The sequence below is a fragment of the Grimontia sp. AD028 genome (assembly GCF_000973155.1).
Taxonomy (GTDB): Bacteria; Pseudomonadota; Gammaproteobacteria; order Enterobacterales; family Vibrionaceae; genus Enterovibrio; species Enterovibrio indicus.
In genome coordinates this window covers 1-26,506 of sequence record NZ_LASY01000079.1, presented here as the reverse complement: position 1 = coordinate 26,506, position 26,506 = coordinate 1, and the positions used below count along the sequence as shown (strand labels likewise).

Annotated in this window: 26 protein-coding genes and 4 tRNA genes; 15 read left to right on the top strand and 15 right to left on the bottom strand. The window is 46.9% G+C overall.

Annotation, left to right across the window (positions count from 1 at the left end; genetic code table 11):
* The first annotated feature begins 96 nt into the window (after positions 1-96).
* The 8 genes from RN22_RS17445 (at position 97) to RN22_RS17410 (ending at position 4,412) form a co-directional block, all read left to right on the top strand.
* Positions 97-1,110: a DUF3080 family protein gene (locus tag RN22_RS17445; RefSeq protein ID WP_046306203.1), complete on the top strand. Its 1,014-nt coding sequence runs from the start codon at positions 97-99 to the stop codon at positions 1,108-1,110.
* A 169-nt stretch (positions 1,111-1,279) separates the two neighbouring features.
* Positions 1,280-1,356, top strand: a tRNA-Val gene (locus tag RN22_RS17440).
* A 26-nt stretch (positions 1,357-1,382) separates the two neighbouring features.
* Positions 1,383-1,459: transfer RNA gene (locus RN22_RS17435), tRNA-Val, on the top strand.
* A gap of 31 nt (positions 1,460-1,490) precedes the next feature.
* Positions 1,491-1,567 (top strand) — tRNA-Val (locus RN22_RS17430).
* 49 nt (positions 1,568-1,616) lie between these two features.
* Positions 1,617-1,692, top strand: a tRNA-Val gene (locus tag RN22_RS17425).
* A 159-nt stretch (positions 1,693-1,851) separates the two neighbouring features.
* A complete protein-coding gene (locus RN22_RS17420) occupies positions 1,852-2,205 on the top strand; it encodes a hypothetical protein (RefSeq protein WP_046306200.1) in 354 nt (117 codons plus the stop codon).
* Positions 2,206-2,337: 132 nt separating this feature from the next.
* Entirely contained in the window at positions 2,338-2,712 is a 375-nt protein-coding gene (locus RN22_RS17415; RefSeq protein ID WP_046306198.1) for a hypothetical protein, read from the top strand.
* 332 nt (positions 2,713-3,044) lie between these two features.
* Complete coding sequence (locus tag RN22_RS17410) at positions 3,045-4,412, top strand: MATE family efflux transporter (protein WP_046306196.1); 1,368 nt, start codon at positions 3,045-3,047, stop codon at positions 4,410-4,412.
* Positions 4,413-4,514: 102 nt separating this feature from the next.
* Here RN22_RS17410 and RN22_RS17405 read toward each other — a convergent pair whose 3' ends face one another.
* Entirely contained in the window at positions 4,515-6,050 is a 1,536-nt protein-coding gene (locus RN22_RS17405; RefSeq protein ID WP_197076312.1) for a phospholipase D family protein, read from the bottom strand.
* 261 nt (positions 6,051-6,311) lie between these two features.
* Between RN22_RS17405 and RN22_RS17400 the strand changes: the two genes are divergently transcribed.
* Entirely contained in the window at positions 6,312-8,192 is a 1,881-nt protein-coding gene (locus RN22_RS17400) for a methyl-accepting chemotaxis protein (protein ID WP_046306194.1), read from the top strand.
* Here RN22_RS17400 and RN22_RS17395 read toward each other — a convergent pair.
* Entirely contained in the window at positions 8,189-8,752 is a 564-nt protein-coding gene (locus RN22_RS17395) for a protocatechuate 3,4-dioxygenase (RefSeq protein WP_046306192.1), read from the bottom strand. The genes RN22_RS17400 and RN22_RS17395 overlap by 4 nt on opposite strands.
* Before the next feature lie 300 nt (positions 8,753-9,052).
* Between RN22_RS17395 and RN22_RS17390 the strand changes: the two genes are divergently transcribed.
* Positions 9,053-10,015, top strand: a complete 963-nt coding sequence (locus RN22_RS17390) for a TerC/Alx family metal homeostasis membrane protein (protein ID WP_046306190.1) — start codon at positions 9,053-9,055, stop codon at positions 10,013-10,015.
* Positions 10,016-10,060: 45 nt separating this feature from the next.
* Here RN22_RS17390 and RN22_RS17385 read toward each other — a convergent pair whose 3' ends face one another.
* The 4 genes from RN22_RS17385 to RN22_RS17370 form a co-directional block, all read right to left on the bottom strand.
* Positions 10,061-10,795, bottom strand: a complete 735-nt coding sequence (locus RN22_RS17385) for a DUF3307 domain-containing protein (RefSeq protein WP_231590922.1) — start codon at positions 10,793-10,795, stop codon at positions 10,061-10,063.
* The gene (locus RN22_RS17380) at positions 10,792-11,421 is read right to left on the bottom strand and encodes a hypothetical protein (protein WP_046306188.1); all 630 of its coding nucleotides are present in this window, start codon (positions 11,419-11,421) and stop codon (positions 10,792-10,794) included. Before RN22_RS17380 ends, RN22_RS17385 begins: the two co-directional genes overlap by 4 nt.
* A gap of 68 nt (positions 11,422-11,489) precedes the next feature.
* Positions 11,490-12,290: a ParA family protein gene (locus RN22_RS17375; protein WP_002540295.1), complete on the bottom strand. Its 801-nt coding sequence runs from the start codon at positions 12,288-12,290 to the stop codon at positions 11,490-11,492.
* Between the two features lie 157 nt (positions 12,291-12,447).
* The gene (locus RN22_RS17370; RefSeq protein WP_046306186.1) at positions 12,448-12,978 is read right to left on the bottom strand and encodes a cytochrome b; all 531 of its coding nucleotides are present in this window, start codon (positions 12,976-12,978) and stop codon (positions 12,448-12,450) included.
* Positions 12,979-13,346: 368 nt separating this feature from the next.
* On the opposite strand from RN22_RS17370, the gene RN22_RS17365 reads away from it, so the two are divergent.
* The 3 genes from RN22_RS17365 (at position 13,347) to RN22_RS24995 (ending at position 17,385) form a co-directional block, all read left to right on the top strand.
* Positions 13,347-15,050 carry a mechanosensitive ion channel domain-containing protein gene (locus RN22_RS17365; RefSeq protein WP_046306183.1) on the top strand — a complete coding sequence of 568 codons (1,704 nt, stop codon included), beginning with the start codon at positions 13,347-13,349 and terminating at the stop codon, positions 15,048-15,050.
* A gap of 299 nt (positions 15,051-15,349) precedes the next feature.
* Positions 15,350-16,579 (top strand): hypothetical protein, encoded by a 1,230-nt coding sequence (locus RN22_RS17360; RefSeq protein WP_046306181.1) that lies wholly within the window; start codon positions 15,350-15,352, stop codon positions 16,577-16,579.
* A 2-nt stretch (positions 16,580-16,581) separates the two neighbouring features.
* Entirely contained in the window at positions 16,582-17,385 is an 804-nt protein-coding gene (locus RN22_RS24995; RefSeq protein ID WP_156168224.1) for a hypothetical protein, read from the top strand.
* 51 nt (positions 17,386-17,436) lie between these two features.
* On the opposite strand, the gene RN22_RS17345 is transcribed toward RN22_RS24995, so the two are convergent.
* From RN22_RS17345 to RN22_RS17325, 5 genes are all read right to left on the bottom strand, one after another.
* A complete protein-coding gene (locus RN22_RS17345) occupies positions 17,437-17,724 on the bottom strand; it encodes a hypothetical protein (RefSeq protein WP_046306175.1) in 288 nt (95 codons plus the stop codon).
* A gap of 43 nt (positions 17,725-17,767) precedes the next feature.
* Positions 17,768-18,514, bottom strand: coding sequence for a metallophosphoesterase (locus tag RN22_RS17340; protein WP_046306174.1), 747 nt, complete (start codon positions 18,512-18,514; stop codon positions 17,768-17,770).
* A gap of 16 nt (positions 18,515-18,530) precedes the next feature.
* Positions 18,531-18,926 (bottom strand): GFA family protein, encoded by a 396-nt coding sequence (locus tag RN22_RS17335; RefSeq protein WP_002540288.1) that lies wholly within the window; start codon positions 18,924-18,926, stop codon positions 18,531-18,533.
* Positions 18,927-19,059: 133 nt separating this feature from the next.
* The gene (sigZ, locus tag RN22_RS17330; protein WP_046306172.1) at positions 19,060-19,611 is read right to left on the bottom strand and encodes an RNA polymerase sigma factor SigZ; all 552 of its coding nucleotides are present in this window, start codon (positions 19,609-19,611) and stop codon (positions 19,060-19,062) included.
* 81 nt (positions 19,612-19,692) lie between these two features.
* On the bottom strand, positions 19,693-20,388 hold the full coding sequence (locus tag RN22_RS17325) for a glutathione S-transferase family protein (protein WP_046306171.1): 696 nt from the start codon (positions 20,386-20,388) through the stop codon (positions 19,693-19,695).
* 195 nt (positions 20,389-20,583) lie between these two features.
* Between RN22_RS17325 and RN22_RS17320 the strand changes: the two genes are divergently transcribed.
* Positions 20,584-20,775, top strand: a complete 192-nt coding sequence (locus RN22_RS17320; protein WP_002540284.1) for a hypothetical protein — start codon at positions 20,584-20,586, stop codon at positions 20,773-20,775.
* Positions 20,776-20,816: 41 nt separating this feature from the next.
* Here the strand turns inward: RN22_RS17320 and RN22_RS17315 are convergent, their stop codons facing one another.
* From RN22_RS17315 to RN22_RS17300, 4 genes are all read right to left on the bottom strand, one after another.
* Positions 20,817-21,209 carry a hypothetical protein gene (locus RN22_RS17315; RefSeq protein WP_231590921.1) on the bottom strand — a complete coding sequence of 131 codons (393 nt, stop codon included), beginning with the start codon at positions 21,207-21,209 and terminating at the stop codon, positions 20,817-20,819.
* Between the two features lie 192 nt (positions 21,210-21,401).
* Positions 21,402-22,955, bottom strand: coding sequence for a tripartite tricarboxylate transporter permease (locus tag RN22_RS17310; RefSeq protein ID WP_046306169.1), 1,554 nt, complete (start codon positions 22,953-22,955; stop codon positions 21,402-21,404).
* 4 nt (positions 22,956-22,959) lie between these two features.
* Positions 22,960-23,433 (bottom strand): tripartite tricarboxylate transporter TctB family protein, encoded by a 474-nt coding sequence (locus RN22_RS17305; protein WP_002540281.1) that lies wholly within the window; start codon positions 23,431-23,433, stop codon positions 22,960-22,962.
* A 119-nt stretch (positions 23,434-23,552) separates the two neighbouring features.
* Positions 23,553-24,536, bottom strand: coding sequence for a tripartite tricarboxylate transporter substrate binding protein (locus RN22_RS17300; protein ID WP_002540280.1), 984 nt, complete (start codon positions 24,534-24,536; stop codon positions 23,553-23,555).
* Positions 24,537-24,843: 307 nt separating this feature from the next.
* Between RN22_RS17300 and RN22_RS17295 the strand changes: the two genes are divergently transcribed.
* Positions 24,844-26,469 carry a sensor histidine kinase gene (locus tag RN22_RS17295; protein ID WP_046306166.1) on the top strand — a complete coding sequence of 542 codons (1,626 nt, stop codon included), beginning with the start codon at positions 24,844-24,846 and terminating at the stop codon, positions 26,467-26,469.
* Positions 26,470-26,506: the final 37 nt, after the last annotated feature.

Genomic DNA, 26,506 nt, shown 5'->3' with positions numbered 1-26,506 from the left:
CTCACAAATCCCGGCCTTTGAGCCGGGATTTTCTTTTTGGATCCCGCTTCTTTTATACTTCGTATCATGACTATGACTTCTTAACAGAACGAGAAAATGGCCCATAGACTTGTCTTCGTCATCACAGGTTTGCTCCTACTTTCAGGTTGTCTGGAATCAGACAAGGCTCGTGCACAATTTGAAAACTATCAGAGCCGCCTAGCCAACGTGGTGAATACTGAGCCTCTGCCGTTAGAAGACAGTATTTCCATCGAACTTCCGAGAAAGCGGGATCTCACTTTACCCCTCGAAGATGTTCGGATGGGCTTGCTTGATGCTTATGAACTGCGAGAGTGTGGATTGTTTCAATTGATAGCCGACAGAAACTCCATTCTCGGCAAGGTTCAAGACGCCTTCCGGCAGCTCAATTATGAAGTATCGCTGTTAAACACACTTGAACTTTGCTTAGCAGAGGTCGAAAGCGATGCCCTCCGCGAACAATTGCTCAAAGTCCAAAAGCAGAAGCAACAGCAGCTCAGTACCGTGTACTGGAACACGCTGATCAGCAGCGATGCGTGGCGGCAGCAGCTCACCCCTTCTGGAATTGGATTGATCGCGCCTGATAAGCCTTTTCCGCACAGTGAAGCGCTGTTAGCCATTAATGCCTATGCTCATCTGTCAGAGAAAGACACTGATATCGTTTCTCTTCAAGAACCCATCGAAAAGCAGCGCTACCTAGGCACCGTTTTCTATTCCATGGATGAAAGCACACGTTGGCTTAACACCATTACCAAACAGCTTTATCGCGATGATCTCTTGGTCATCTGCGGCGCAAACCGCGATCCGACCCGCCTCAACTACCTCAGAAACGTGTTCGATAAGTTCTTCATCGGCGAGGTGCAACCCTACCTTTCGAAAATCAACGGGCTTTACCTTGATGCGCAGCCCGCGCTGGAAACCCTTCACAGGCAATTACCAGACAATAAAGTTTTCTTTAACTACAACGACGCTTATTTTGCCGGCAGTCACTATCAGAATTTCCAAAAAGCAGTAAAAGATCATGTTGGATACTGGCAACAGTTGTTTCAGCGATGCAATGTGCAAGTAGCACCGCAAAACAACGCGTCCTAATGCGTTTAAAAACAAAAACTCTGGCGTAAGAAGCGCCAAATTGTGCAGCAAACCAGCAAACGCACAAGATGTGGTAAAAAAGTCCCGTTTTGCGCTTGCGCCGCCTGTCCCTACTCGCTAATATTCATCCCGCTTTCAGGGGAAGCAAGACTGATTATCAGTAAGGTATGCGTCTGTAGCTCAGTTGGTTAGAGTACTACCTTGACATGGTAGGGGTCGGCAGTTCGAGTCTGCCCAGACGCACCATGCTCTCTCTGGAAAGAAAATACTTTGCGTCCGTAGCTCAGTTGGTTAGAGTACTACCTTGACATGGTAGGGGTCGGCAGTTCGAGTCTGCCCGGACGCACCATTCCTCCCTGACCAGGATGGAATCAGAATTTGGGTCTATAGCTCAGTTGGTTAGAGTACTACCTTGACATGGTAGGGGTCGGCAGTTCGAGTCTGCCTAGACCCACCAAATTCCAATAAACGCACTACCCTTTCGAGGGCATCCCAAGCGTTTATTCGGGCGATTAGCTCAGTTGGGAGAGCACCTCCCTTACAAGGAGGGGGTCACTGGTTCGAGCCCGGTATCGCCCACCACTTTTAAAAGCCTGCTTTCGAGCAGGCTTTTTTGTTTTGATTATTGCATCTAAGCCACTTCACGCATTTAAGTCTCTAAACCTCTAAACACTACTGGTAGCACTCATCGACATAGCTTAATCTAGGCCTACTTTCTTGTGTCAGATTGGAGAGTATGGAATGAGTCTTGCTGCCAAGGTCTACAACCAGCTGCGACTTAGCATATCAATCATGGGTCCATGCTTCTTGAGTGTTGGTCTCTACACCTTTTTCAATCCTGAAAGTGAAGTAGTGAGAAACGGAGAAGTATTAAATGGAAGCGAACGCATTGAATCTTCAGTTTTCTTCATAGCGATGGGCACTGCTTTCATTCTCGCTCGGCTATTTATTTTTCGATACCGAAGAAATCCAGATTTTACTAACGATATTCCTTTACCAACAATTGTTTATTTTGAAAAAACAAATAGCGTAAATGAAAATATTCGTAGATATAAAGAGGCGCAGAAGGGAGCTGTTGATAAACGCAAGATGTAATAGCGCCCTCTCATCATATTCGATGAGAACTTTTTTATTTTCGCCTTGCTAATAAAAAGAAAAACAACTGCATATTTTACGATGACCCCGTAATTCTCTTACCTTTGACCAAATAGTGAAACAAATTCATACATGACAGTTAATTTGCCAATTGGAACCGAACTAGCAGAGTGTGTCTACGACCTTTTGATCGAGGGGCATGCGGTTGATTTCTGTCATTACGGCTACTGCGGTGTAGGTTTTGTCAGCGAAGAAAGTGTTGTTCACTATACACACTTCGATGAGTGGCTAACGTGGCGATGCGGGACTTTATATGAACCTGGTGGCGAATATCTAGGGATTATCAGGTCTTTCACTTCTAAAGCGAATTTCGTTGAGTGGTTGGCTGTCCAAACTGACCATTCCTTATCTGGTTCTGAAACTGGGGATAGTTGGTATACCAATAACCAACGGGTAACCAAAGACAGGCTGGAACATTTCGTCGCAAAATTCACTGTTCAATTCTAATACATTCAATACTTTAAACGTCTTAGTAACTTAGAAAAACACAAGGCTTTCAAGCACATCCAACCTCGCCTAATGACCAAGTATTGCATCAGCCTGATCAGACGATATCGCCATTATGCACTTATTGGCACAATTTACTGCAATTTCCTAAAGACATTCCGAATGACACTCATCCTAATGTGTTACCAGCCATAGTACATACAAAGCTTTGATTTCTTAATCTCCCCAAATCGACCGATATCTACATCAGGTTGACTGATATGTATCAATATCACTCTGAATTTAAAGTGAAAATACCCCTCCCTGAAAGATATGAAAAACCAAGGATGGTTATGAAACCCTATAAGGATATTTTGTTCCTTGCCGTTCCCATTGCATTGCACAGCGTGTTGTTTGCAAGTCTCGGCTTTATTGACACCTTCATGCTCTCTGCATTGGGCGGTGATACCGTTGCGGCGGCTGGTATTGGCTCGCGGGTGCTGTGGTTTGTGTCTAACGTGATTGTCGGTATTGCAGGTGCCACTACCATTTTTTGTGCCCAGCATTGGGGGGCAAAGGATAACAAAAGTCTTAGTGTTACTGTTCATATCGGGATGATTCACGCGGTGATAGCATCTGTGTTGTTGGTCAGTGCAGCGCTTGCTTTCAAAGATCAGATTTCTACTTTGATGACGAATGATGGTGCGATTGCAGCGATGGCTAGCAGCTACATTGAAATCTCAATTCTCTGTGTTTTGGTCACGAGTTTCTCAGCGATTTGGGGAGCTGGCCTGAGAGCGATTCAAAAACCTAAAGTGATTTTGTATCTTTTTGTCTTTGAGCTGATCCTTAATGTTGCTCTCAACTACCTACTGATTTTCGGTCACTTTGGCTTCCCAGCCCTCGGGCTTGAGGGCGCTGCGTGGGGAACGTTAGTAGCCAGATCAGCTTCCACATTGATCCTGTTTTTCTATGTTCATGCCTTTGAGAGAATACTTAGCTTTACGGCATCTTCATTTGTTGCAGCGAGGGCGAAAACCAAGAATGTTGCCTTCATAAACATTGCACTGCCGATTATTGGCGGTGAAATCATCTGGAGTGGTGGCATGACGGCCTATCACACCATTTACGGCAATATTGATGGCACCGCTCTGGCAGCCATGTCGATCCTCGCGCCACTGGAAATACTACTGGGTTCGTTTAGCTGGGGTTGTGCTGCCGCTGTTGGTGTGTTGGTTGGTCAGAAGATAGGTTCCAACAACCATCAAGAACTCAATGCCTATGTTCGTGCAGGTTTGATTGCTTCTGTTACGGTAGGGGGAACGATTGTTGCCCTACTTTGGATTGGGCGCGATTTGCTCATTGGGTTGTTCGATGGCATTGAGCCAGAAGTGCTGGATGCCGTGTATCTGCTCTTCCCTTTCATTTTGGCTTCTATATTCCTTCGCTCAGTGACCATGACGTCTATGTCGGGCATTCTTAAAAGCGGCGGCGACACCAAGTTCACCATGTATCTGGATATGGTGGCGCAGTGGTTTGGGGCCATTCCTTTGATGCTGGTGCTGGCGTTTTGGTTCGAACTCCCCGTGCAGTATGTCTATGCCGCTGTCTTGCTGGAGGAAACACTCAAACTAATCCCAGTGATGCTGCGAATCAAAAACAAAAAGTGGATTAAAACGCTCTCCCAAATCAGTTCGTCGGCAGAGCCCGCTCCAGGTTAAGCAGTCTTGTTCCTCTCATTCATTGGCCCAACAAAAAGCACCTTATTCTCTGAGGTGCTTTTTGTTAATCACCTTAATTGATACCCATGAAGGGGCACGACATTAAAGGATATTTTTGGGCACAATTCTTCGCAGTTTCACCTTCAGCTGTTTGGAGGTAGACACGGTATCGTCTGGGTTGAAATCTTCAGTGATTCGCCATGCATTCTCAGGCTCTAACTCCACTTCCATTGCTCGACGAACATCCTTGGTTATCACCTCTGACTTTATGATGGTAATGCTTTCGGTATTGAGATTCGCGCTTCTTGGGTCGAGGTTGTAGGTGCCAATCGCCGTGGTGTGGTCATCAATAGTCATGGTTTTGGCGTGAAGCCCAAAGATTGGCTGGGTAGGCAAACGCTTTACCATATGCTCTGTCATCACCCTTTGTCTGACTTTGGCATCAGGTTTAAATTCGTAAATCTCAACGCCGGTATCAAGCAGTGCTTTGCGGTCTCTTTGATAACCACTGAACGCTTCAAGGTTGTCATTTGAAGCAAGGCTATTGGTGAGGATTTTTATCGATATGCCGCGATCGACAAGCTCTTTTAAAAATACTCTGTCGCGCGCTGTTGTCACCAGATAAGGGGTTTGAATCAAAATACTTTCTTTCGCACTGTCGGCAAGCTCGACCAGCTTATCTTGCGTGATGCTGCCTCCACCCAGGAATTCACTCTTGTCATTCTTACCGGGCTTATCGTAGATGTACTCAACATTTTCGATGAACCTTAACTTACCTTGCTCTTCCAGATACCGAAATGTCTCAGGCACTTTCTCGATTTCAGCGCGAATTTCAGGGTTAAAATTTTCTGGATTACATGCATAGGCGTGCAAGCGAGAGAAGTCAGGATTTTCTGGGAAGGTATCTTCAGGGAAAAGCTTTTCAACGCTCACGCTTAAATCGTTATTCCAATACTCTTCAAAAGAGGTTGTCAGCGTCTTCACTTCTTTTCCTGCTAAGAACACATCTCTGTCCCTGAAGTTATAGGCATGGTCAAACCCAAAGTATTCGTCTGCGATATTGCGCCCACCCGTAATCGCCACCTGGTTATCTACCACAAAGATTTTGTTGTGCATTCTTTGGTTTAAACCATGAAAATCAGTCAGCAGTACCTTCACTTTTTCAGCGAGGTTTTTCCCGATATTCACGTTGGGGTTGTATATCTTAATCTCGATGTTTTCATGTCCTGCTAGCATCAACAGTTCATCGCCACGGGCTTCAATCATGATGTCATCAACAAGCACACGGACTTTCACACCTCGTTCAGCCGCCTTAACCAGCATGTCGCTGGCAATCAGCCCGATGTTATCCACGGAGAAAATGAAGTATTGGATATCAATGGATTTCTCTGCACTTTCAGTCAGCCAAGCCCGTGACATCATGGCTTCCGCACCCTGCTCCAGCACATAAACGCCCGTTTTGGCGCTGAGTTCATCTTTATATGGTGTTAAGTAGGATGAGAGTGACTGGCGCTCAATCGATGATTGACCTTCACAGTGATTTTTCTGGGACAATGGCACGCTGTCTGGCGGGGAATCACAGCCAAACAGCAGGAAGGATAGAGAAAGCACGCTGATTTTTATTGAGGGAATAGCCAACTGATTCTATGTCCATATAGTCTGATATTTAACCAGTTGTTGAACATACACAAAGGGTTGGTTGTTGTCACTTTTGCCCGCCAATAGCGTGCTGCCTTAAACAACTTTATAAATCGCCTTGGCATTAGTGATCTTCCGATAAACAAAGCCCAATTCATTTCTCATCAACTAATTGAGATTCCTGTTAGGTATGTTCTCCAGGCCTGTCCTAAGCTAATTGTTAACCATGGTTAACACCTATCACAAAAAAGAGACAGCGCTATGCCACGTTCTATCAAGAGCAAGCTCTCCCTCGCAATTGCGTTCATCATTATTGTTGTTGCCGCCGTGCAGTTCACACGCCAAGATCAGCAGTTAATGACCTATACCCAGAACTCAGTTGCGCAATATATCGACTCTGTGAATATCGCTACAGCGAAGGGTATTCAGAACTGGATTCAACCCCGAATCGGTATTATTCAGAGCGCACAACGAAGTGACCTGAGTGCAAATGGCCAACCTATTTACGCTTATCTCGACCAAGCCAGAGCGTCCGGCAGCTTTCAATCTGTTTATGTTGGCACGTCTGGCGGAGAGATGATTCGCTACAACGCAAAACCATCGAAAGCGGGATATGACCCAAGACAGCGCCCTTGGTACATACAAGCCTCCAGTGCTGAAGGCCCCATTATCACCAAGCCATATAAAGACTCTGCAAGCGGCCAACCTGTCGTCACCATTGCTGAAAAGTATACGAGAAGCAACGGTGAACAAGGCGTTATCGCCGGTGATATCAACATTACGCAGTTGATTAATTACATTAAGAGCATTAGCAGCGAGAGCACTCAAGCAATTTTGTTTGATAACAACGCGACTATTCTTGCGAGTGTGGATGACGGCATGACCTTGCAGCCCGCGAGTGAGCTAACACAACAAATCAGCGCGGAAACCCTGCCAGTTATCGCCCAATCTTTCGAAGTCAGCGAGATGAGCATTGGTAATACCCCTTATCTTTTCAACATCCAAAAAGTTGAGGGTACGCCTTGGTATGTCGCCGTCGCGGTTGATAAAGCCTTCGCTTTCCAAACCGTGAATTCCGCTCGAACCGATTCTCTGATCTTCTCCGCATTGCAAGTGATCTTGGTTTCTGCGTTAGTGGTGTTCTTGGTGAACAAATTGCTCAAACCACTCTCTCCTATCATGCGCGCGATGAAGAAGCTTGCACAAGGCGACTTAACTGCCCACGTTCAAGTGACGACCAAAGATGAAATCAGTGTGATTGCACGCGGTATCAATGAAGTGTCCCAGAACCTTCGCGATATTGTCGGCGGCATCTCTCAGGCGACAATGAACATTTCCAGTGAAGTGGATCAGGTGAAAAGCCAGACCGAGAGCAATCATCACACCCTCACTCATCACAGTGAAGTGACTGAGCAGGTCGTTGGCCGCATCGAAAATATGAATTCCACCGTAGACTCTGTCGCAGAAAGTGCTTCAGAAGCATTGAGCTGTACTCAACGGACTAATCAGCAAACCTTTGACTCCAAACATCAGGTTAAAGAGTCGGTAAGCAGCGTGAATTCTCTGCTTCAGGAGATCTCTGATATGGAGGCGGACATTCAGGCGATGAGCGCGAATTCAGAGAAGATAGCCTCTGTGTTGGGTGTGATTGGTGATATTGCGGAGCAAACCAATCTGCTTGCTTTGAATGCGGCGATTGAGGCAGCACGTGCTGGAGAGCAAGGCCGAGGGTTTGCGGTGGTTGCTGATGAGGTTCGCGCCCTGGCGAGTCGAACACAAGAAAGTACCTCTGAAATTAATGAGATGCTTTCCAAGCTTAACGACGGTACGGAACGCGCTGTTCGCGCCATCGAGAACACCAAGAAGAGTTGTATGGTTGCTGTTGAAAAGGCGGATGTTGTTGATACCAATCTCGACGTCATGGCAGCCTCGGTAAACGAAATTAATACGCTTAACAGCACGATTACGGACATCACGAAGTCGCAAAGCCAGTCGTCAAGTGAAATCAGTCAAAGCATCGCTACTATCAGAGACATGGTGGAGAAGCTCAACCATAGCGGCGAAGCGACACTGTCGAACGTGCAGCAACTGGCAACATCCAACCAGCAGCTGTCTGCCGCCATCGCCAAATTTAGTATCTAAACCACGAACGAAAATTGGGCGAAAGTGCCATTCTCTATAGGCTGCGGAGCAATCTGCAGCCTTTCTCTTTCTTTGCTAAACCAACCACCGCCAGTTTGTCCCTGCAAGTAAAGCTGGGTTGTCAGGAGTTCTTTGCTTCCATCCCATAGTTTGACGTGGATATGCGGCGGTCTGCCTGTGTAAGGAACGGGATACAAGGTTTCAAATTCGTAGTTACCGGTTACATCCGTGATTGCAGCACCGTAACCGCCAAAAGCAGGATCGAACTTTTCAGTGTCAGCCTGTCGCGGATGGTCATAGAGTCCCACACCATCGCATTGCCAGATCTCCACTTTTATACCAGCTAGTGCTTTGCCGTTACTGTCTAAGACTTTGCCCTGCAAATTCATTACTTCGCCTACTAATGAATTCGCATCCAGAATCAGGGATTTTCTCACAGGGATTTCTTTCACAGGGTAAAAAGGCCCTTCCTGTTGGCTCGGTGTTTTTCTATCAGAGGCCCACGCAGGAAAGGTAATGGCTGCAATTCCGAACCCTTGTATGAAAGTGCGTCTTTTCATTTTTATTCCTTTTTATTTTTTGGTCACTGCAAACTGTTATGACTACTAAACAGGCAAAGAAAGTTCCCGAAAATATTTGTTTTTTATTTCCCTGAAAAGCACTACTATTGCGGCGTTTTGGGGAGTAGTCACTTCGTCGCGCTGTCGTCATCCCGTAGCTTTTCGCTTCCGGCACGCGAGAACACTTATCGAAAGTGTTTTGACAAGACCAACGCACACACTGGCTTTAACTTTCGATTTTAGCTGTGCGGTTGGTCAGGCGATCCCCCTCTCCTGTGCCCTCCGCATGCTGGAGGTATCATGTTCCTAAGCGAACTCTTTTCAGGTTATGAAGGCCTGCTCATTCTGACACTCCTGATGTTAGGGATAGACTTATTGCTCACTCGCGGAAAGATCAGTTTCCGTAGTGCAGCAGTTTGGAGTGTTTTCTGGTTTGCACTGGCCTTTGCCTTTGCAGCTGCAATCTTTTTCTTCTGGCCACACATGGCGCCGAATAGCGCTCTGACAAACGGTGAAGCAGCAACGTCCTTTGTCACCGGCTATTTGTTGGAAAAATCTCTCAGTGTCGACAACCTGTTTGTCTTCGCACTGATCTTTGCTCAATTTAAGGTGCCGGAAAGAAACGTACCCCGCATTCTGATGTTGGGTATCGTCGGTGCGTTGGTGTTGCGTGGCATCATGATCTCGCTGGGTGCGCCGTTGATTGCCAAGTTCCATGTCATTCTGTACCTGTTCGGTTTCTTCCTGATCTGGACTGGCGTGCAGATGTGGCGTCAGCATGGAGAGGATAACGAGTCGTTCTCTGACAGCTTTGCCGTGCGTTTGGTCAAACGCTTCCTGCGCGTGAGCCCGGATTACCATGGCAATAAATTGTTTATCCGCGATTCGTTAGGCTTGCTGGCGACTCCAATGCTGGTGGTGGTGATGGTCATTGCGATGACTGACGTGATGTTCGCTCTGGATTCAATCCCGGCGATCTTCGCCGTAACCCAGGAACCGTACCTGGTATTGGCGGCCAACGTGTTTGCGCTGCTTGGCCTGCGCTCTCTGTACTTTGTGCTGGGCGGCATGCTGAACAAGTTCGCCTACCTACACCATACGCTGGCATTTATGCTGTGCTTTATTGGTGTGAAGATGCTGTTGATCGACACGCCATTTGCGATCGCAACGCCTGTTTCTTTGGGCGTGATAGTGAGCTCACTGGCGATAGGGATTGGCGCATCAATCTGGAAACAACGTCAGCTAGAAAGACTGGCACACTAATAAAACAAAGAAGGCACCTTGTGGTGCCTTCTCTCTATTTCGCTGTTACAGCTTGCCAAGATAGTCTCCCAACAAACCGCAGCCTATGCCGAACATGGCGCTGGCAAAGGTTCCCAGCATCACATATTCCGTGAACATTCTGCTGCCATGATCTTTCAAATCCCCAAACCTGAAAACGGATTTGGCCGCTAAGACCAAGGCCACGCCAGGCAATTGCCCCCAAAGTACAAAGGTCACAATCAGCGCCCGTTCAAAATAGCCAATAAACGTCCCCGCTTCTTTTAAAGGTCGATTGGTTGCAGCATCTTCAGTGGCGGTTAATTCCTGCGTCCAGTTCTGCAAAATCAAAGCAATCGCTGAAGAAGAAGGTTTAAGCGCTAAAAGATAAGCGAGTCCCCAGCAAAGTAATGTCTGCCATTTAACTTCAACAACGGCTTCCCATGCCGTGTGTCGCTGTTCCGGTGTAACGGCAAAAGCGGTAATCAATGCAATCAAAACGATATGTAGCGTGAGTTTCAACACCAGCCCGCGGAGCCTTTCCGCAGGTATCGCCATGCTATGGCTGATCACCGCATATTGCGCTGCGAGCGCCAAAGCAGCGATGAAGGCAGTAAGAACGGGTATTCCCGCTATGGTGAACGCAACAAAAGCTATGGCAGCCTGAACAGCGCCAACCAAAATCTTTCCCTGTCTCGTGGCCTCCAACAACGGGATCACGTAAAACTCTGTGACAATATGGATAACCACCAGCACTAATATTAAGGTCAGCAAAGCACTCAATTCCTTTGATATCTCTCCAGCCTGTCAGCATACCAGCAGAGTGTTTCTTCAATGCGTCCATAATTGGCACGATTGATAATTCTTGTGAACGCGCTTCGGCTTACACCAAATTTTTCAGCGAGTTCAGCGTGCGGTTTCGACGGATCATCGAACCAAAGCAACAGTGCTTGTGCCATTTTGACTGTCAACTGACTTAGATGATCATCGAGAAAAGAGAGAACGAGTTTCACATCGCTCGTAAAAGGCTGATTGTCAGAAGAAAACGTCAGTCTGGCGTTTTTCATCGCATCCAGGTTTCTTCCCGACAAGGTGAAAGCTTCAGAGTTATTCGCCATTCGCACTGGCAACTCTCGCTCGCTGGCTGCGGCGACCGACAGTGATAATCTGGCATCTTGCCCCAAAGCAATCAGGGATAGTCTTAGCTTTACCGCCATTTCCACCAGCGAAGCAGGTTCAACGGTGTAGATTTGAAAAGCGTCTCCACGGTAGATCTCACCTTTCGCTGATTCCCTAAACGCAGAAAAGCACTGCTCTATCGCATCAATGCATTGGCGACGCAGTGCTTCTTCCATTTCTGTTGAACCGACCAAATCTCCGGTAATGACGCCGGCAGTACTGATGTTCATGCAACCTCCAAGTTACATAAATAGGTAACACCATTAAATGTTACGCCTTTATGTAACTTTGTCAAAGGTTACGCTGTTTTGTCACGCACTGGTTCTTCTACTGAGCTTTCTAATTGATCGTACAACGCCTGAAAACTCTCAGAGAGTTTATGTTTGGGCGCAAAATGAACAAGCGGCTTTTGGTGGTAATGCGACTCTTTCATTTTCACTGACTGCGGAATAAATGGCTCCAACAAAGGCAAACCCAACTCTCTCACGTTCTCAATGATTTGCCCTGGGAACTTCGCCTGCGCGTTGAACATGTTGACCACTACCCCTTCAAGCATCAGTTTGCGGTTGTGGTCATCACGAAGTTCGGCAAGGTTATCCATCAGAGTCAAAAGAGCCTGGTGAGAGAAGCTGTCGCAATCAAATGGGATCAGCAGCTTGTGTGCCGCAATCAGTCCCGCCTTGCTGTAGAAATTGAGATTAGGCGGCGTGTCGATGTAAATGCGCTCATATTCTTTTTCCAGCTCATCTAATGCATCACGTAGCTTGTATATCTTGTAGCGTCGCTCGAGCTCAGGCTCTAAGGTAGCCAGCCTTGGACTTGAAGGAATGATATCGAGGTTTTCGTAAGCCGTTGCTTGGGGGAAGTTTTTGATAGGGGTCGAAACAGAAAACCAAGAAACGGTTTGATCGAGAAGATCAGCGATCGTTCTGTCGTTCTTGGCGTTGATATCCACACCCAGATAATGGCTGCTGTTTCCTTGAATATCGAGGTCAATGAGCAGTGTTTTCTTACCGCTTGCTGCACTCAGCGCCGCAAGGTTAACCGTTATACTGGATTTACCAACACCACCCTTTTGGTTGAAGATGATTCTTCGCATCGTTTTCCCTTCCAATGGTTTGAAAAAGCACGACTGCGAACTGTGCATACTCAATTGGTAGCTTAACAAGACCAGAAAAAGAAAAAGTGAAGATGTGTCTCGAATATCAGCAGAAACACTCCGCGCCAGCCATCCACATGACTAGCGCGGAGAAGAGTTAGGATTTACCCAACATACGTTTCAAAGTCTCATCCTTATCGATGATGTGGTGTTTAAGTGCACCAGCGATATGCAGCACCAGCGTGGCAATCACAATGTTCGCCAGCACTTCATGGGTAACATGACCAACCTGACCAAGCCATTCGATTTTGTCACCTGTTGGGATCAGAGGTATACCAAATACAGACAAACCAAAACCACCACCTACTGACATAGCAATACCTGAAATTGGCATCAAGAGTGTCGCAAGTAACAAGATATGATGAACCGCTTTGGCTGCTTTTTCTTGCCAACTTGGTGAGCCCGGGATGACTGGAATTGGGCCTTCTTTAAAGCGCCAAACAATACGTGCAGCAGCCAGCAGTAAAACGAGAAAACCAAAAGATTTATGCAGGCCAATCATCTCACCCTTCTCTGGGCCTCTTGGTAAGTCTTCAACATACAAACCAAACGCCAGAACCGCGATGAACAATATCGCAACACCCCAGTGAAACATTCTGGTCGGCTTAGACAAAGACGACGTACTCATTTTACCACTCTCCATATCCTCATTGAATTTGGGTATATCTTGCGCTCTAGCTGAACACTAAACAATCAGCCCAGTGTAAAGTTAGGTAAAATTAGTACTGTATATTCAACGTATTTCATCTAAGCCTGAATCTTTAAATAACTGCTCTATCTCTTCTCATACCCAGCGACTCAGATGCCGGATAGTCGAGTAATTCGTCATTAGATTTTTCTGTATTCAGACAAAGCAATGACAGAGAAAGCCTAGTTTTTTCATAAGGTTCTCGGATATTTGGGGAAATCTTCAAATGTGAGATCGACATACAGTGTTTGCATGAATGCTAAGTGCCATACTACCTAATCAATATTTATTATGCTGGAGAGACGTTCATGACCCCCCGTTGGCGTAACGCATTGAGTCTGCCTTTTTTACTCCTTCTTTTTTCGTTTTCATTTGTCAGTTTTGCTAACGCTGAGACCTCGACGCCCGCAGCGGCAACAACACCCAGCGCTGCCAGTCAATGGCAATCTCAGATAGACAATCTGAATAAAGAGCTCGGTGATCTCGTTGCCCTGCAATCTAAAGCCAGTGGCGAAGACAAACTGGCACTGCAACTTCAAATGTTTCAGAAGAACGAGGAGCTCCGTTCAATCATTGCCAGTGGTGTGAAAAACGACAGCTTCGACCGCGCATTTCTGATCAAACAAATCAAACAGCAGCAGAAGTACGCAAACCAAGGGGTAAAATATCTCGTAGAACGCTCATCCAAGCTTTCCGAGCAATTAAGCGAGGCCAAAAGCGAAGACAAGTTCGCCATTCTGTCGGAATACGAAGAATCCCGTAAATACCTCGACAGCATGTACGAGGAGCAAGCACAGAACATCGACTGGCTGAAAAAACTCAATGCCATCGAACCAACAGCAGAAGAAGCCTTTAAAAAAGAAATTAGCCGCCGAACCGAGCAAGTTGCTGCGAACGTTGAATACCTTCGTCAACAACTCAGCGCAGATGACGCCCAATTGAAAGTCGCACCAGAATCTGAAAAAGCTGTCATCCAACTCAGGCAGCTCATTACCCAGCGCCGCATGGCCATCACAACCAATAGCCTTTCGGTGATGATAGATCTTTCCGACAAAGTCGGTATTGAAACGGCGGAGTACAAGCGCCTTTACTTTGAAGCGACTGGCAGTGTGACACAGGATTTGCTGAGCGGTGACGTGTTGCTTTCGATCGTGAAAACCTGGTCAAGCAAGTTCTGGAATTGGTTTGTTGAAAATGCGCCACAACATATCTTCCAGCTCATCGTCTTTTTGATCATTCTGCTGATTGCCCGACAAATCGCGAACCTGACCCGTAAAGTCGTGAAAAAAGCAGTAGCCGCGAAGAACCTCAAGTTCTCTGTGCTGATGCAGGACTTTTTCATCTCTATGTCCGGTAAAGCGGTTTGGTTTATCGGTATTCTGATCGCCCTCTCCCAGATTGGTCTGAACCTCACGCCTATTCTCACGGGTTTCGGTATTGCTGGTGTTATCGTCGGTTTCGCTCTGCAAGATACCCTCTCTAACTTTGCAGCAGGCATGATGCTTTTGATTTACCGCCCGTTTGATGTGGGGGATTTCGTTCAGGCAGGCGGCGTAGAAGGTAAAGTGAGTCATATGAGCTTGGTGAACACCACCATCAAAACCTTCGATAACCAGATCATCATCGTGCCGAACAGCAAGATTTGGGGTGATGTGATTAAAAACGTTACCCATGAGCGGGTTCGACGTGTCGATATGGTTTTTGGTGTTAGCTACAGTGACGACGTTGAATATGTTGAGAAGGTACTGACTGACATCATCAGCAACCATCCTGCCATCCTGCGTGCACCTGAACCGATGATCAAATTACATGTTCTGAACAGTTCGTCTGTTGATTTTATCGTTCGCCCTTGGGTGAAAACTGACGACTACTGGGATGTTTACTGGGATGTGACAAGAGAAGTGAAAATACGTTTCGACAAAGAAGGCATTTCTATCCCGTTCCCACAACAGGATGTGCACCTTCATATGGCATCAGGACAGCTTCCTTCTTCACCTGAAAAGCCAGCCTAATCAGAAACCCTGATGACAATTAGTGAGCCTCCATATTGGAGGCTCAACTCTTTTTCTAAGGGCAGCTCCCCCACTCCAATGCATCACTCCTTTTGGCAAGGCCCCAAGTTGTTGGCTAGGGTTATTTTGTCATATGCACAATTATTAATAAGACAGTAATAAACAGTATCGCGTGTGGCTAGTTAACTGATCTTGTTGAAATTAAATGCTTCCAGTCCCGTTTTCGAGAAGAAAGCATTTCTTTACTTTCGGTTAAGCTAATACACCTTGCTCTCATATAAAAACTAAGGGATATAGTGATGCTTAATAACAAAATCAAAACTTTTGCTTTGGTCGGGGGAATGGCACTTGCCCTCACTCAACCCGCACTAGCAAAAGATAAGATCATTCAATCAGCGGGTGCTTTGGCTTTCGATACCAACAATGTTCTGTTTGTTGGTGATAGCAAAGCAGGCGTTGTGCATGCTTTTGACCTGCCAGAAAAGTCATTTGGCGATCAAAGCAGCTACCAATGGGGCCGCGCTCAAACCTTCGAAGGCAGAACCGTTATTGAAAACATTGATCAAAAGATCGCTGATCTTCTCGGTGCATCTGCTGAGGACATCAGCATCAATGATATGGCTGTTCACAAGCCTACAGGCGAAATCTACCTTTCTGTTCACCAAGGCCATGGCCCAAAACCAAAGGCTTCCGTTTTGAAAGTCTCTAACGGTGAATTGAAGAAAGTGAATTTGAAATCCGCCAAACACACCTCTATCAGTGTTGGCCCTGTTCCTACCGACGAAACGTTAGAGTTTGGTCAGCCACTGAATTCACTGGCGATCACAGACATTGATTTTTACAACGGTGAAATCTTTGTGGCTGGTGTTTCCAATGAAGTGTTTTCTTCGAAACTACGTCGCATCCCTTTCCCATTCAAGGGTGAAGTCAACACGACTTCAATTGAAATCTGGCACGCAGTTCATGCTCAGTATGAGACCCGCGCACCGATTATCACGCAAACCATCCGTGAGCTGGATGGCAAACCAACGCTGATCGCTATATACGCGTGTACGCCTATCGTGAAGATCCCTCTCGACGAGTTGAAAGACGGCGCTCAAGTGCGTGGAACCATGATTGGTGAAATGGGCTATGGCAATACCCCTATCGACATCGTCTCTTTCACTAGCGGTATGGACCAAAATGACTACGTTGTTGTAACGAACACCAATCGCAGTGCAGCCCAAATCCCGTTGAGTGCTATTGCGGCAGCAGAAGCGATGCCAGCAGGTGAAGGTGTGAATCCTGTTTTCCAGGTTGCTGGTGTTTATCAATTCCCACTGCCAATGAGTGGAACGCTGCATCTTGATTTGATCAACGATCAGTGGGCCGCGACCATCCGTCGTCACCCTGAAGACGTTGGCCGTATTGATTTGCATACTCTGCCATTGCCATTCTTCTTTGACCGCGCTGACCACGTCGTTGAAATGAACTGGGCTGATGGTCCCGATCCGTTCGGTTACAAATCACAGCCACCTGTTAAATACTAACGATGACGTTTTTAAGTCTGGCAGCACGACAAATAATTTTTGTCGTGCTCCTTTTCTCTTGGGCAGTAAGCACTGCTCAAGCAGCTTTGCTTAGCTACACCCCCTCTCAATCTGCTATTCCTGCCAACACGCTTCGCTTCTACCTTCATTTTTCGGAGCCAATGGCTCGGGGACAAGTCCAAAGTCATATTCGGCTTGAACGCGAAGACGGCAGTAGAGTGGTCAACCCGTTTCTCAACCTCTACACCGAACTTTGGGATAGCGAGCAACGCAGAGTCACGCTTCTGTTTGACCCAGGCCGGGTTAAACAGTCGGTAGGACCAAACGTCCATGCTGGTGCTCCATTGGTAGAAGGTAACCAATATCGACTTGTTGTCTCTGGGTCTATGAAAAACGCAGTAGGAAAAGCAATCGGGGAAGATCAGGTCATTGAGTTTGATGTGATCGCCCCTGAGCGACACGCCATCGTGCCCGCTGATTGGGAATTGACCACACCACCAGCAAACGGGTTGCAACCACTTGTGGTGACATTCGACAGAATCATCGACCGATACGCAGCACAGCGACTCATTCGATTGAAGGGTCCTGATGGAGAAACCCTTCGAGGAAAGTTGGTCAGCGAAGATCGCACCTGGACACTGACCCCGGAAACAGCGTGGCATAGTGGGAACTATAAACTTATCGTCAGTCCCGAATTAGAAGATATTTCCGGCAATACCATTCGCTCTCCGTTTGATGCCAAATCAGGGACAATGGGCGAAGCCACTAATATCATCGAGCGTGAATTCGTCATCGGTACGCCATGATCAGAAAAGGAGGCGAAACGCCTCCTTATGCTGCTTTACTTCCTTTCGTTCTTATTTCGCCTTTACAAACAAACCTTTAAGACATTTGTATATAAGAATCAAGCTATAGAACGGGTTGCTTGACGTGTTGTATTCCTCTAGCGCATAGATGTAATTTGATTTGTACTTCTCTACCGCTTCCTGTGCTGAATCTGCATATATCGAGTCATCTTCTACTTCATAACCCTGTGCCAGCAGAGCATCCTTTTCTTCCAGAAAGGTATTTGAAGCCATGTCCAAATAGGTAAACTTTTGTCTGTTTGAATTTGGAATGGTGAAGAACTGATATTTGTTAGCCATTAACGTCCCCTAAATTGATTAATAGGCGGCGAAATCGCGTTGCTCAGTTAACTGCACGTCCTGTGCTTAGGAACGAAACCCAGTCATCACGATTTCTGCTTTTTGCAGCTTCAACGGCTTTGCGAACATCGTAATCGATTCGCTTGTGGTTCACGCTCCAGCTTTTACCCTCACCTTCTACAATTGCGTATGAAGCATGATGGCTAAAGCTTTCCATCGCATGAACCCAAGGCTCGTCATCCTTGTAGGCGGGAAGTCCCACACTGCCGGGATTAACGATGAGTTGATTGCTGCGCGTCGAAACTGATCTTGCTAAATGGGTATGACCGCAACAAATTAGGTGGCTTGGGTTGCCCGCCAACAACGTCATTATGTCGTCGTCACTTCTCAATACCGGGCTTCCGCTTGACGCATCTTCCAGCAGGTACACCAAATCGTCTTCCGGTGTTCCATGACAAAAGAATACATCCTCATTGAATTGCATGGTGGCTGGTAGAGATTTCATCCACTCGAGGGGCGCTGCGCCAAGATCATCCAGAATAAACTGCATCGTCGGGTTTGAAGCAATTTCCGCTTCCTGCGCCTCATAAATCTGCCTGTCTTGATTGCCACGAATCGTAACAATCTCATGCTGCATCAATAAATTAAACGTATCACATGGGGCGATAGGTCCATACAAGATATCACCGAGATTAACGATAACGTCGACACTTTCTCGACGAATGTCACTCAGCACTGCTTCCAATGCAAAAACGTTACTGTGTATATCTGAAATCAGAGCTAAGCGCATTGAAGCATCCTTGTATTTAGCGGTCAGCAGGATGGTTTACACCATCGTTAGTGACAACGTCACCCAAATCAAAAGGATTGACACCTTCCAGGCAACCCACGTTGTAACCATATTCTGAAGGATCTGAGCGACGCTGGTGGTGTGTGTAAATACCACACTCTGAACAAAAATAGTGTTTTGCTGTGTGGGTGTTGAACGTATACAGCTTGAGGAGCTCCTGCCCTTTGACGATGTTAATGCCATCCAATTTAACAGAAGCCACCACGGCCCCTTTTCTGCGACAAATTGAACAGTCACAGCGGCGAGGTTTATCAATACCATTCGGTAAAGAAAGCTCCAACTCCACACCACCACAGTGACACGTAAATTTATGTTTTTCTTTTATTTCTGTAGGGCCAACTTTACGAATCATACTCGCCTCACCATCCATGCCATTCAGGTCAACTGACCTGACGCAATTTATTCAACTGCATTGATTCTAAAAATAACAGAGGGTTAAACGTTAAACGCCACTCAACTCCCAATTCAGTCATTTCTATGGAACACTAACACTTAGAACAATGGCCATCCCTACGTTCGTACTCCAGCAGATTGCCTTGGCTGTCCAACGAGAACTTGCAGCACTGATTGAATAAGCCCATCAAGTTCTGCCGACTTTTCTTTAACCGCGACTTTAACGTTGAATAATTAATATCATGAGTTTCCGCGTAATCTTTCTGGCTCACGCCGTCTATCTCAATCGCCTTTAGCAATTCTGCCTCACTCTCAGACAAACCATGTAAAAATGGGAGAATACATTTGGAAAGATCTTGGACAACAGAAGGCGATTCTTCATCTAGCCAGAGTTCGGTACCGACCTCATCACTATCATTGCTGTCGAACCTTTTTCTCCGATAGAAATCAATGATGGCATTGTTCGCTATCTGAAACAGCCAAGGCTTTAACTTACTGCGCTCATGCAATGAAGGCAGGCTGGTATACGTCTTCACCAGTATGTCCTGCAGCAAATCCTCCGCATCGTCCGGATTGCTGACTTTGCTACGAATAAACGCTTTAAGACTTGTCTGATACTCAGACCAAATGGCTTCTATTGTCATTGCTTACTCTTACATAAACGGAAATTGGCTGATGGGATGTCTCCCACCAGCCAAGTGTATTTATTTTTAAAGTTAAATCGCTTAACCGCAGCAGCTTGATGATCCGCACTGACTAGCCGCCACATCTTTGCCTTCACCAAGATAGGTGTTTTTAAGGTAGAAATCGCTGAATCGTTCAACAAAGTCTGATGATACTGACTTCACGGCATAACCTGTCTCTAAAACAGCGTGCTGCCATGCCTGCATCTTTGGCAGACCACATAGGAAGTCATACCCGGCCTTTTTTTTAATAATCGCCGCGCGATGCAAGAGCGGTAACCATGCAACATCAACTTTACCTAGCGTGTTTGAGTCAAAGAATCGCGTGTCACCTGTCAGTTGTTTCTCTGCTTTCTGGAAAACCAATTGTAACTTACTTGCCCTTTCATCAAAGGTCGCTTTATCTTTGCTGCTCATGGTGCCGCACTGCATCAGGTAGTGTTTGGTACCCAGATAGCTCCATGCGCGCTGCACCGCTTTGTCTTCGTTACTCAACTTGTCTTGCAAAGGTCCAAATTCATCTTCGATGTATTCAACGATGGCATCAGACTCGAACAAAGCTACGCCGCTTTCGGTGATAAGCAAAGGAACCTGCCCATTGGGGGAGATTTCCAGAAACCAATCAGGCTTATCCTTGAGGCTGATGTATTCAATCTCATAAGGGACTTCCTTAGCCTCAAGCAATGCAGTGACACGTTGAACGAAAGGACAGATTTTAAAACTAACAACTTTAATCATAAGAATGCTTCTTCTTTTAGGGACTTTACCTATAAGACGAAGAGGAAATGAAAAAGACGAAGGATGATGACAATTTTTTTCTAAGTTTTTAAATTCCCGAATAACTCGCGTTGTTGCGGAGCAGCTTATGCTCCTCTCTTTTAGTAAACTTTGCTAAAATGCTCTTATTACAGAACAAAATATGAACGGAGTTTCATGTCTCAAGCCTTGCCTAAAAACCGTACCGAGTGGCTTATTTTCTTTCGTCGTGCAAAATCTATCGACACGTTGGATTTAATGCTGGACGGTGCGTTAAAAAAACTAAAGACGCCTGCAGAACAGGCTGATGCGATCCTTGGCCATGAGGCCAGACTGGATGAACTTGAAGGGGTTCGTAAGGCGATTTAAGAAAAAAGGCACAATGCTGTTCATTATGCCTTTTCGTGCATTCAGGCTGACTGGTTAAATTTCTCAGATTTTTCTGGTTCTAGAGGTTTAACTGGCGCAGGTTCAGTTTCTTCAGGCTCTAGCATTTCTTCGGCTTTCTTTTCTGCTTCTTCGACGAGTTCGCTGCCTTTCTCTTTGCCTTTATTCCAGAGCTCTGAGCTTTTCTCTTTGGCGCTGTCCCAAAGGTTACTTCCACCTTCCTCAGCGTTGTTGAGCAGTTCCCCGCTCTTTTCTTTGGTCGCATCCCAAGCATTCTTACCTGCCTCTTTCGCAGAGCCCCAAGCCTCGCTTGCAGATTCTTTCGCTTTGTCCCAGCTACTCTCTTCCTCTGCCTGCGCCGATAAAGGCAACACAAGCATTAATGACAGCACCAGTGCTTTCATTGGATTCATCATGCTCTCCCTATTTGATTGCTTGGCATTTGGTTTGAATCTTATACCCAAACCTGCGGTATCGTCAGTCTATTAAAGACAACTTGAATCACATATCAAGTCACCCTATCAGAAATATAAAACACTGTTCAATATTTTTATATAAAAGAGCCACCTTCATCGGTGGCCCTCAGATTTATTTCAGTCTATGTCCTTTTAACCGTCACCTCGGTCAATTTGAACATTCGCCTGTTGACTCCTTTTCACACCAACGCCCAGCTTTTCCAAGCCTGCACGAATCAAAGGCAACAACAGAACAAACACCGAAATGCACATAATGGTCAACGTCAGTGGCCTTTCCCAGAGGAAGCTCAAGCTACCATCAGAGATAATGAGCGACCGACTGAGGTTGTTTTCCATGATACCGCCCAATATAAAGCCCAGGAGCATTGGCGCCATTGGGAAATCCAATAGTTTGAGCAAAATTGCCACGACAGTGATCAGTACCATCATGTTGATATCAAACGTATTGAAACTGACCAGATATACACCTGTGATGGAGAAGAACAGGATAAGTGGGATAAGAATCGGTCTTGGGATGACCAGCAGACGCGAGATATATGGGATCAGCGGCAGGTTCAGAATGAGCAGTACGATGTTGCCAAAGTACATAGAGATGATCACGGACCAGAACACATCCGGGTTATCAATAAATAAGCGCGGCCCTGGCTGGATGCCATAAGCAATCAAAGCACCCAGCATGATCGCTGTTGTACCAGAGCCTGGAATACCCAAGGTTAGCAGTGGCACAAAAGAACCTGTCGATGCCGCATTATTGGCTGATTCTGGCGCTGCAAGGCCTCGTAATGCACCTTTACCGAACTTCTCCTTCAGACGTTTTGGCGCGAGGTTTCGTTCCAAACCATAAGCAAGGAACGACGCAATCGTTGCACCTGCACCGGGAAGCACGCCCACGATAAAGCCAAAGACTGAAGAACGGGCTACCGTTGGGGCGACTTCTTTCACTTCGTCTTTAGACAATTTCATGCTGCCAAGCGCCGCCATGTCCATATCTGGTTCTTCTTCTTTGTGCTGGCCTTTCAGCACAGTCATTACCACTTCTGCCAAAGCAAACGTTGCCATTGCCAACAACAGGAAGCTGATACCGTCAATCAGATCGATATTGTTGAACGTAAAGCGCGGCGCACCGGTAATAACATCCGTACCAACGGTCGCAATCATCAGACCGAATACCGTCATTGCCATCGCTTTTAGCACCTGACCTTTACCAGCAAATGCAGCGACTGCGGTCAAGCCAAGGATCATCAAGGCAAAATAGTCGGCAGACTGGAAACTTAGCGAAACCTTTGCCAGTGCTGGTGCGGCAAACAGCAGAATAATTGCGCCAATCGTACCGCCAGTAAAAGAGGAGTACGCAGCGAGCGCCAAGGCTTTACCCGCCTGACGTTGTTGAGCAAGAGGATAACCGTCGAACGCAGTAACCACTGTACTCGCACAACCTGGTGCGTTAATCAGAATAGAAGAAGTGGAGCCACCAAATACGGCACCATAATACACGCCTGCCATCAGGATGATGCCAGACGCAGGATCCAGACCATAAGTAATCGGGATCATGAGCGCCACTGCTGAAATTGGGCCAAGACCCGGCAGCATACCGATGAAGGTACCGGCGAAACAGCCAACGACCACCATCATAATGTTAAAAGGCATAGTTGCGGTGCCTAAGCCCGTAGCAATTCCTTCCCACATAGCCTTAACCTCCAAACAACTGGGTAAACGCGCGCCCTGGAGCGAGATAGATATCTAATAGCTTTGCCAGCACAAACCAGATACCCACAGCAAACGGCACAGACGCAATGAACAATGTTTTTGGACGACGTTCACCAAGAATCCAGTAACCGACAACCAAAAAGAAGATGGTAGAAAGCAGGAAGCCGACCCACTCCAGAGCAAAAGCGAATGCAACTATCAGCACCAGCAGTTTCGCCACCAACACAAAATCCAGCCCCGCCAGGGACAACTTCGCGGCAGCGTCTCTTCGCCCAGTAACCAGCATGAGCACACCTAGAATGCCGCCCATATACGACAAGGCAATCGGCAAAGTCTGAGCGTGGAAAGGTTCGTATTCGTCACCGGGCAGCATTGGGATTTGACGAGCGTAGTAGCCGTATGCCACTGAAAGACAGAGAAATATGAGACCACCGATATGGTCTTTAGTGACAACCATGTGACACTCCTTGAACTGCAAATTAAGACGGCAATGTCCGTCTTGAAAAGCGATAAGGCCTTATCCGTGGGCCTTAAATTGAATCAGGGCTCGGAGAACCGAGCCCTTTTCGTTGAGGCTTAGCGCAGGAAGCCAAGCTCTTTCATCAGTGCACCCACTTCTTGCTCCTGACCTTCGAGGAAAGTCACGAACTCAGCACGAGGTTTGAAGATTTCGATCCAACCGTTGCGGTCACGAACTTCCGCCCATTCATCGGTCGAATACATTTTCTCCAGTACTGCAGCGTATTCATCAGCTTGTGCATCAGACAAACCCGGTGCGGCAAAGAAACCACGCCAGTTGGTGAACTCTGCATCAACACCCAGCTCTTTCAGAGTCGGAACATCCGCAGCTGCTGGAGAGCGCTCTGGACCTGTCATAGCCAGAATGCGAACTTCGCCTGCATCTTTGAGTGCCAGTGCTTCTGAGAAACCGGTAGACAGCAGTTGAGCTTCACCTGACAGAATGCCAGCCATTGCTTTACCACCTGCATCGTAAGCGACGTATTTCAGTTTCTTCGGATCACCACCCGCTGCTTTGAATGCTTGAGCCGCAACCAAGTGGTCCATGCTGCCTCGCGCGGAACCACCTGCGATCGCAATAGAACGTGGGTTTTCTTTGTAGTCAGCCAAAACCTCAGCGAAGGTTTGGTATTTCGAGCTGGTTGGTACCACGAAAGCCGCATAGTCACCAATTGTCGCGGCGATTGGCGTCAGGTCACGGAAAGACTGAGGGAAAACTTTAGAAAGTGAGCGAATAACAATCGGGGTTGAATTCACCATCAGCGTATTGTCAGCTTGATCAGCGGTTTCGATCAGGTGCGCAATCGCTTTACCGCCGCCGCCACCAGACATATTTTCATAAGAAACAGTTTCAACAAGACCTGCTTTAGACAAAGCCTCACCGGTACCGCGCGCAGTGCCATCCCAGCCACCACCTGCACCACCAGGGATAAGGAAGTGAACTTCTTCAACAGCAGCGTTAGCTATTCCCGCACTCAGTGCAGACGTGAGCGCCAATGCAGCAACGAATGAACGTTTTTTGGCGAACAGATTTGAAATCATAGGTTTTTCCTCGTGTCGTTCCGTCCTTTGGACGAGATAGATTTATGCCGAAACTCCGCTCAAAATGGCGTTTTTGCGCAATGCGCCGTTTCGGGATCTTAGCCCTACTCTTTCAAACTATTTGGTGACCTCGGATCTGGAAAGCTTGTGTTTTTAATGTTTTTTTAAACCTTTAAAAACATTTTGTTCATATTGTTCACTTGCGTGATAAAGAACAAAGAATCATCATTTCAAGTAGATAGATAATAGCGAGTATGCTTAAACCACGAACTCGCCCTCTTTAGTAAACAAAAGGTTTCACCTCTGGATGTTTTCACTTCGCGCGCTCAAGCTCAAAACCCGCATGATGCTGATCCTTGGCATGATGGCCTTGCTGCAAACTGGATTTATCGGTCTGTTTGCACTTTTCTATCTTTCTCATTCTCTCGACGAACAAATCAGCCAGCGTGCCTTAAACGTGGCCAAAACGATTGCCGCCATGCCGGCCGTGGTTGAAGCAGCAGAACAGAGAGACAGTGAATACCTGCAACCGCTGGCCATTGATCTGGCCGAAGTGAATGACGCCCGGTTTGTCGTGATTGGAGATCGCAATGGCATACGACTCGCCCACCCATCTTGGGAGCGGGTAGGTAAACCCATGTATGACGATGACGGCGATTACAACGAGCCCGCCTTGCTTTACGGCAAACCCTACATTCAAAAAGCAACGGGTAGCCTTGGGGCGACAGTGAGAGGCAAAGCCCCAATCTTTGATTCCAGCAGCGAAGAGGTTGTCGGCATTGTCTCGGTAGGTTTCTTGCTCAAGTCCGTTGATGACATCATCAACCGCTATATCGCCACGCTCTATATCGTTATTGCCATCAGCTTTTCGTTAAGTGTCTTAACGGGTCTGTGGTTTGCTAACCACTTTAAAAAAGCGATTTTTGGTCTTGAACCTGAACAGATAGGCCGATTGTTTCAAGAGAGAAATGCGACGCTTGAATCCGTCCGCGAAGGGATCATTGCCGTCAATAACAAAGGGCGTATCACAACCTTCAACCGTGCTGCCGTTGAAACGCTGGGATTAGATGCCAACACCAAGCTCACTGACCGCCCGATTGAAGAAGTGCTGCCAGACAGCCGTTTAATGGATGTGCTTAAATCCGGCAAACCGCATTTTGATAAAGAAATTTGGCTGCAAGACAGAAACCTGATTGTGAACCGTCTCCCCTTGCTTCAGGACAACGAAATCACTGGTGTGGTATCGAGTTTCCGCCGTAAAGACGAGCTCGATGCCGTGAGTAAACAGCTTACTCAAATACAGCAATATGCGGACACGCTGCGCAGTCAGTCCCACGAGTATTCCAATAAACTCCATACCATTGCGGGTCTGATACAAATCGGTGCTACTGATGAGGCATTGGCTCTCATTGGACAGGAAACCCAAAGCCATCAAGCGCTGATTCACCTGATGGTTGAAGCCGTGCCTGACCCTATCCTCGCGGGCTGTTTGCTGGGGAAATACAACCGCGCCAAAGAACTGGGTTTACGCCTCGAAATCGATCCAGAAAGCTCAATGAAAGAGATTCCCGATCACATCCCTCGCGAAGAGTTAGTGAGTATCATCGGTAACTTGATCGACAATGCTCTTGAAGCCACGTTAAGCAACAAACGCTTGGAAGTCAGGCTATCCATGACCGATCTCGGCAATGACCTCATATTCGAGATAGAGGACGAAGGGCAAGGTATTCTCGAAGAAGACCACTCACGCATCTTCCTTAAAGGTGTCACCAGCAAAAAAGGTGAAGGTCACGGCTATGGGCTTCATTTGGTACAAAAGCTTCTGCAAAAGCTCGGAGGTACCATTTTGCTAGAGCCTGGCGATACCATGGGCAGCCGTTTTACGGTGTATATACCCAAACAACCTGAAGATACTTGTATTCAGAGGCCATGAATGCGTTCAATTCGAGGCAAATTTCGCGAGGAATAGT

Coding starts and splice junctions, on each gene's coding strand:
- RN22_RS17445 (WP_046306203.1), top strand. CDS start 97: ATGGCCCATAGACTTGTCTTCGTCATCACAGGTTTGCTCCTACTTTCA.
- RN22_RS17420 (WP_046306200.1), top strand. CDS start 1,852: ATGAGTCTTGCTGCCAAGGTCTACAACCAGCTGCGACTTAGCATATCA.
- RN22_RS17415 (WP_046306198.1), top strand. CDS start 2,338: ATGACAGTTAATTTGCCAATTGGAACCGAACTAGCAGAGTGTGTCTAC.
- RN22_RS17410 (WP_046306196.1), top strand. CDS start 3,045: ATGAAACCCTATAAGGATATTTTGTTCCTTGCCGTTCCCATTGCATTG.
- RN22_RS17400 (WP_046306194.1), top strand. CDS start 6,312: ATGCCACGTTCTATCAAGAGCAAGCTCTCCCTCGCAATTGCGTTCATC.
- RN22_RS17395 (WP_046306192.1), bottom strand. CDS start 8,752: ATGAAAAGACGCACTTTCATACAAGGGTTCGGAATTGCAGCCATTACC.
- RN22_RS17390 (WP_046306190.1), top strand. CDS start 9,053: ATGTTCCTAAGCGAACTCTTTTCAGGTTATGAAGGCCTGCTCATTCTG.
- RN22_RS17380 (WP_046306188.1), bottom strand. CDS start 11,421: ATGAACATCAGTACTGCCGGCGTCATTACCGGAGATTTGGTCGGTTCA.
- RN22_RS17375 (WP_002540295.1), bottom strand. CDS start 12,290: ATGCGAAGAATCATCTTCAACCAAAAGGGTGGTGTTGGTAAATCCAGT.
- RN22_RS17370 (WP_046306186.1), bottom strand. CDS start 12,978: ATGAGTACGTCGTCTTTGTCTAAGCCGACCAGAATGTTTCACTGGGGT.
- RN22_RS17365 (WP_046306183.1), top strand. CDS start 13,347: ATGACCCCCCGTTGGCGTAACGCATTGAGTCTGCCTTTTTTACTCCTT.
- RN22_RS17360 (WP_046306181.1), top strand. CDS start 15,350: ATGCTTAATAACAAAATCAAAACTTTTGCTTTGGTCGGGGGAATGGCA.
- RN22_RS24995 (WP_156168224.1), top strand. CDS start 16,582: ATGACGTTTTTAAGTCTGGCAGCACGACAAATAATTTTTGTCGTGCTC.
- RN22_RS17345 (WP_046306175.1), bottom strand. CDS start 17,724: ATGGCTAACAAATATCAGTTCTTCACCATTCCAAATTCAAACAGACAA.
- RN22_RS17340 (WP_046306174.1), bottom strand. CDS start 18,514: ATGCGCTTAGCTCTGATTTCAGATATACACAGTAACGTTTTTGCATTG.
- RN22_RS17335 (WP_002540288.1), bottom strand. CDS start 18,926: ATGATTCGTAAAGTTGGCCCTACAGAAATAAAAGAAAAACATAAATTT.
- sigZ (WP_046306172.1), bottom strand. CDS start 19,611: ATGACAATAGAAGCCATTTGGTCTGAGTATCAGACAAGTCTTAAAGCG.
- RN22_RS17325 (WP_046306171.1), bottom strand. CDS start 20,388: ATGATTAAAGTTGTTAGTTTTAAAATCTGTCCTTTCGTTCAACGTGTC.
- RN22_RS17320 (WP_002540284.1), top strand. CDS start 20,584: ATGTCTCAAGCCTTGCCTAAAAACCGTACCGAGTGGCTTATTTTCTTT.
- RN22_RS17315 (WP_231590921.1), bottom strand. CDS start 21,209: ATGATGAATCCAATGAAAGCACTGGTGCTGTCATTAATGCTTGTGTTG.
- RN22_RS17310 (WP_046306169.1), bottom strand. CDS start 22,955: ATGTGGGAAGGAATTGCTACGGGCTTAGGCACCGCAACTATGCCTTTT.
- RN22_RS17305 (WP_002540281.1), bottom strand. CDS start 23,433: ATGGTTGTCACTAAAGACCATATCGGTGGTCTCATATTTCTCTGTCTT.
- RN22_RS17300 (WP_002540280.1), bottom strand. CDS start 24,536: ATGATTTCAAATCTGTTCGCCAAAAAACGTTCATTCGTTGCTGCATTG.
- RN22_RS17295 (WP_046306166.1), top strand. CDS start 24,844: ATGTTTTCACTTCGCGCGCTCAAGCTCAAAACCCGCATGATGCTGATC.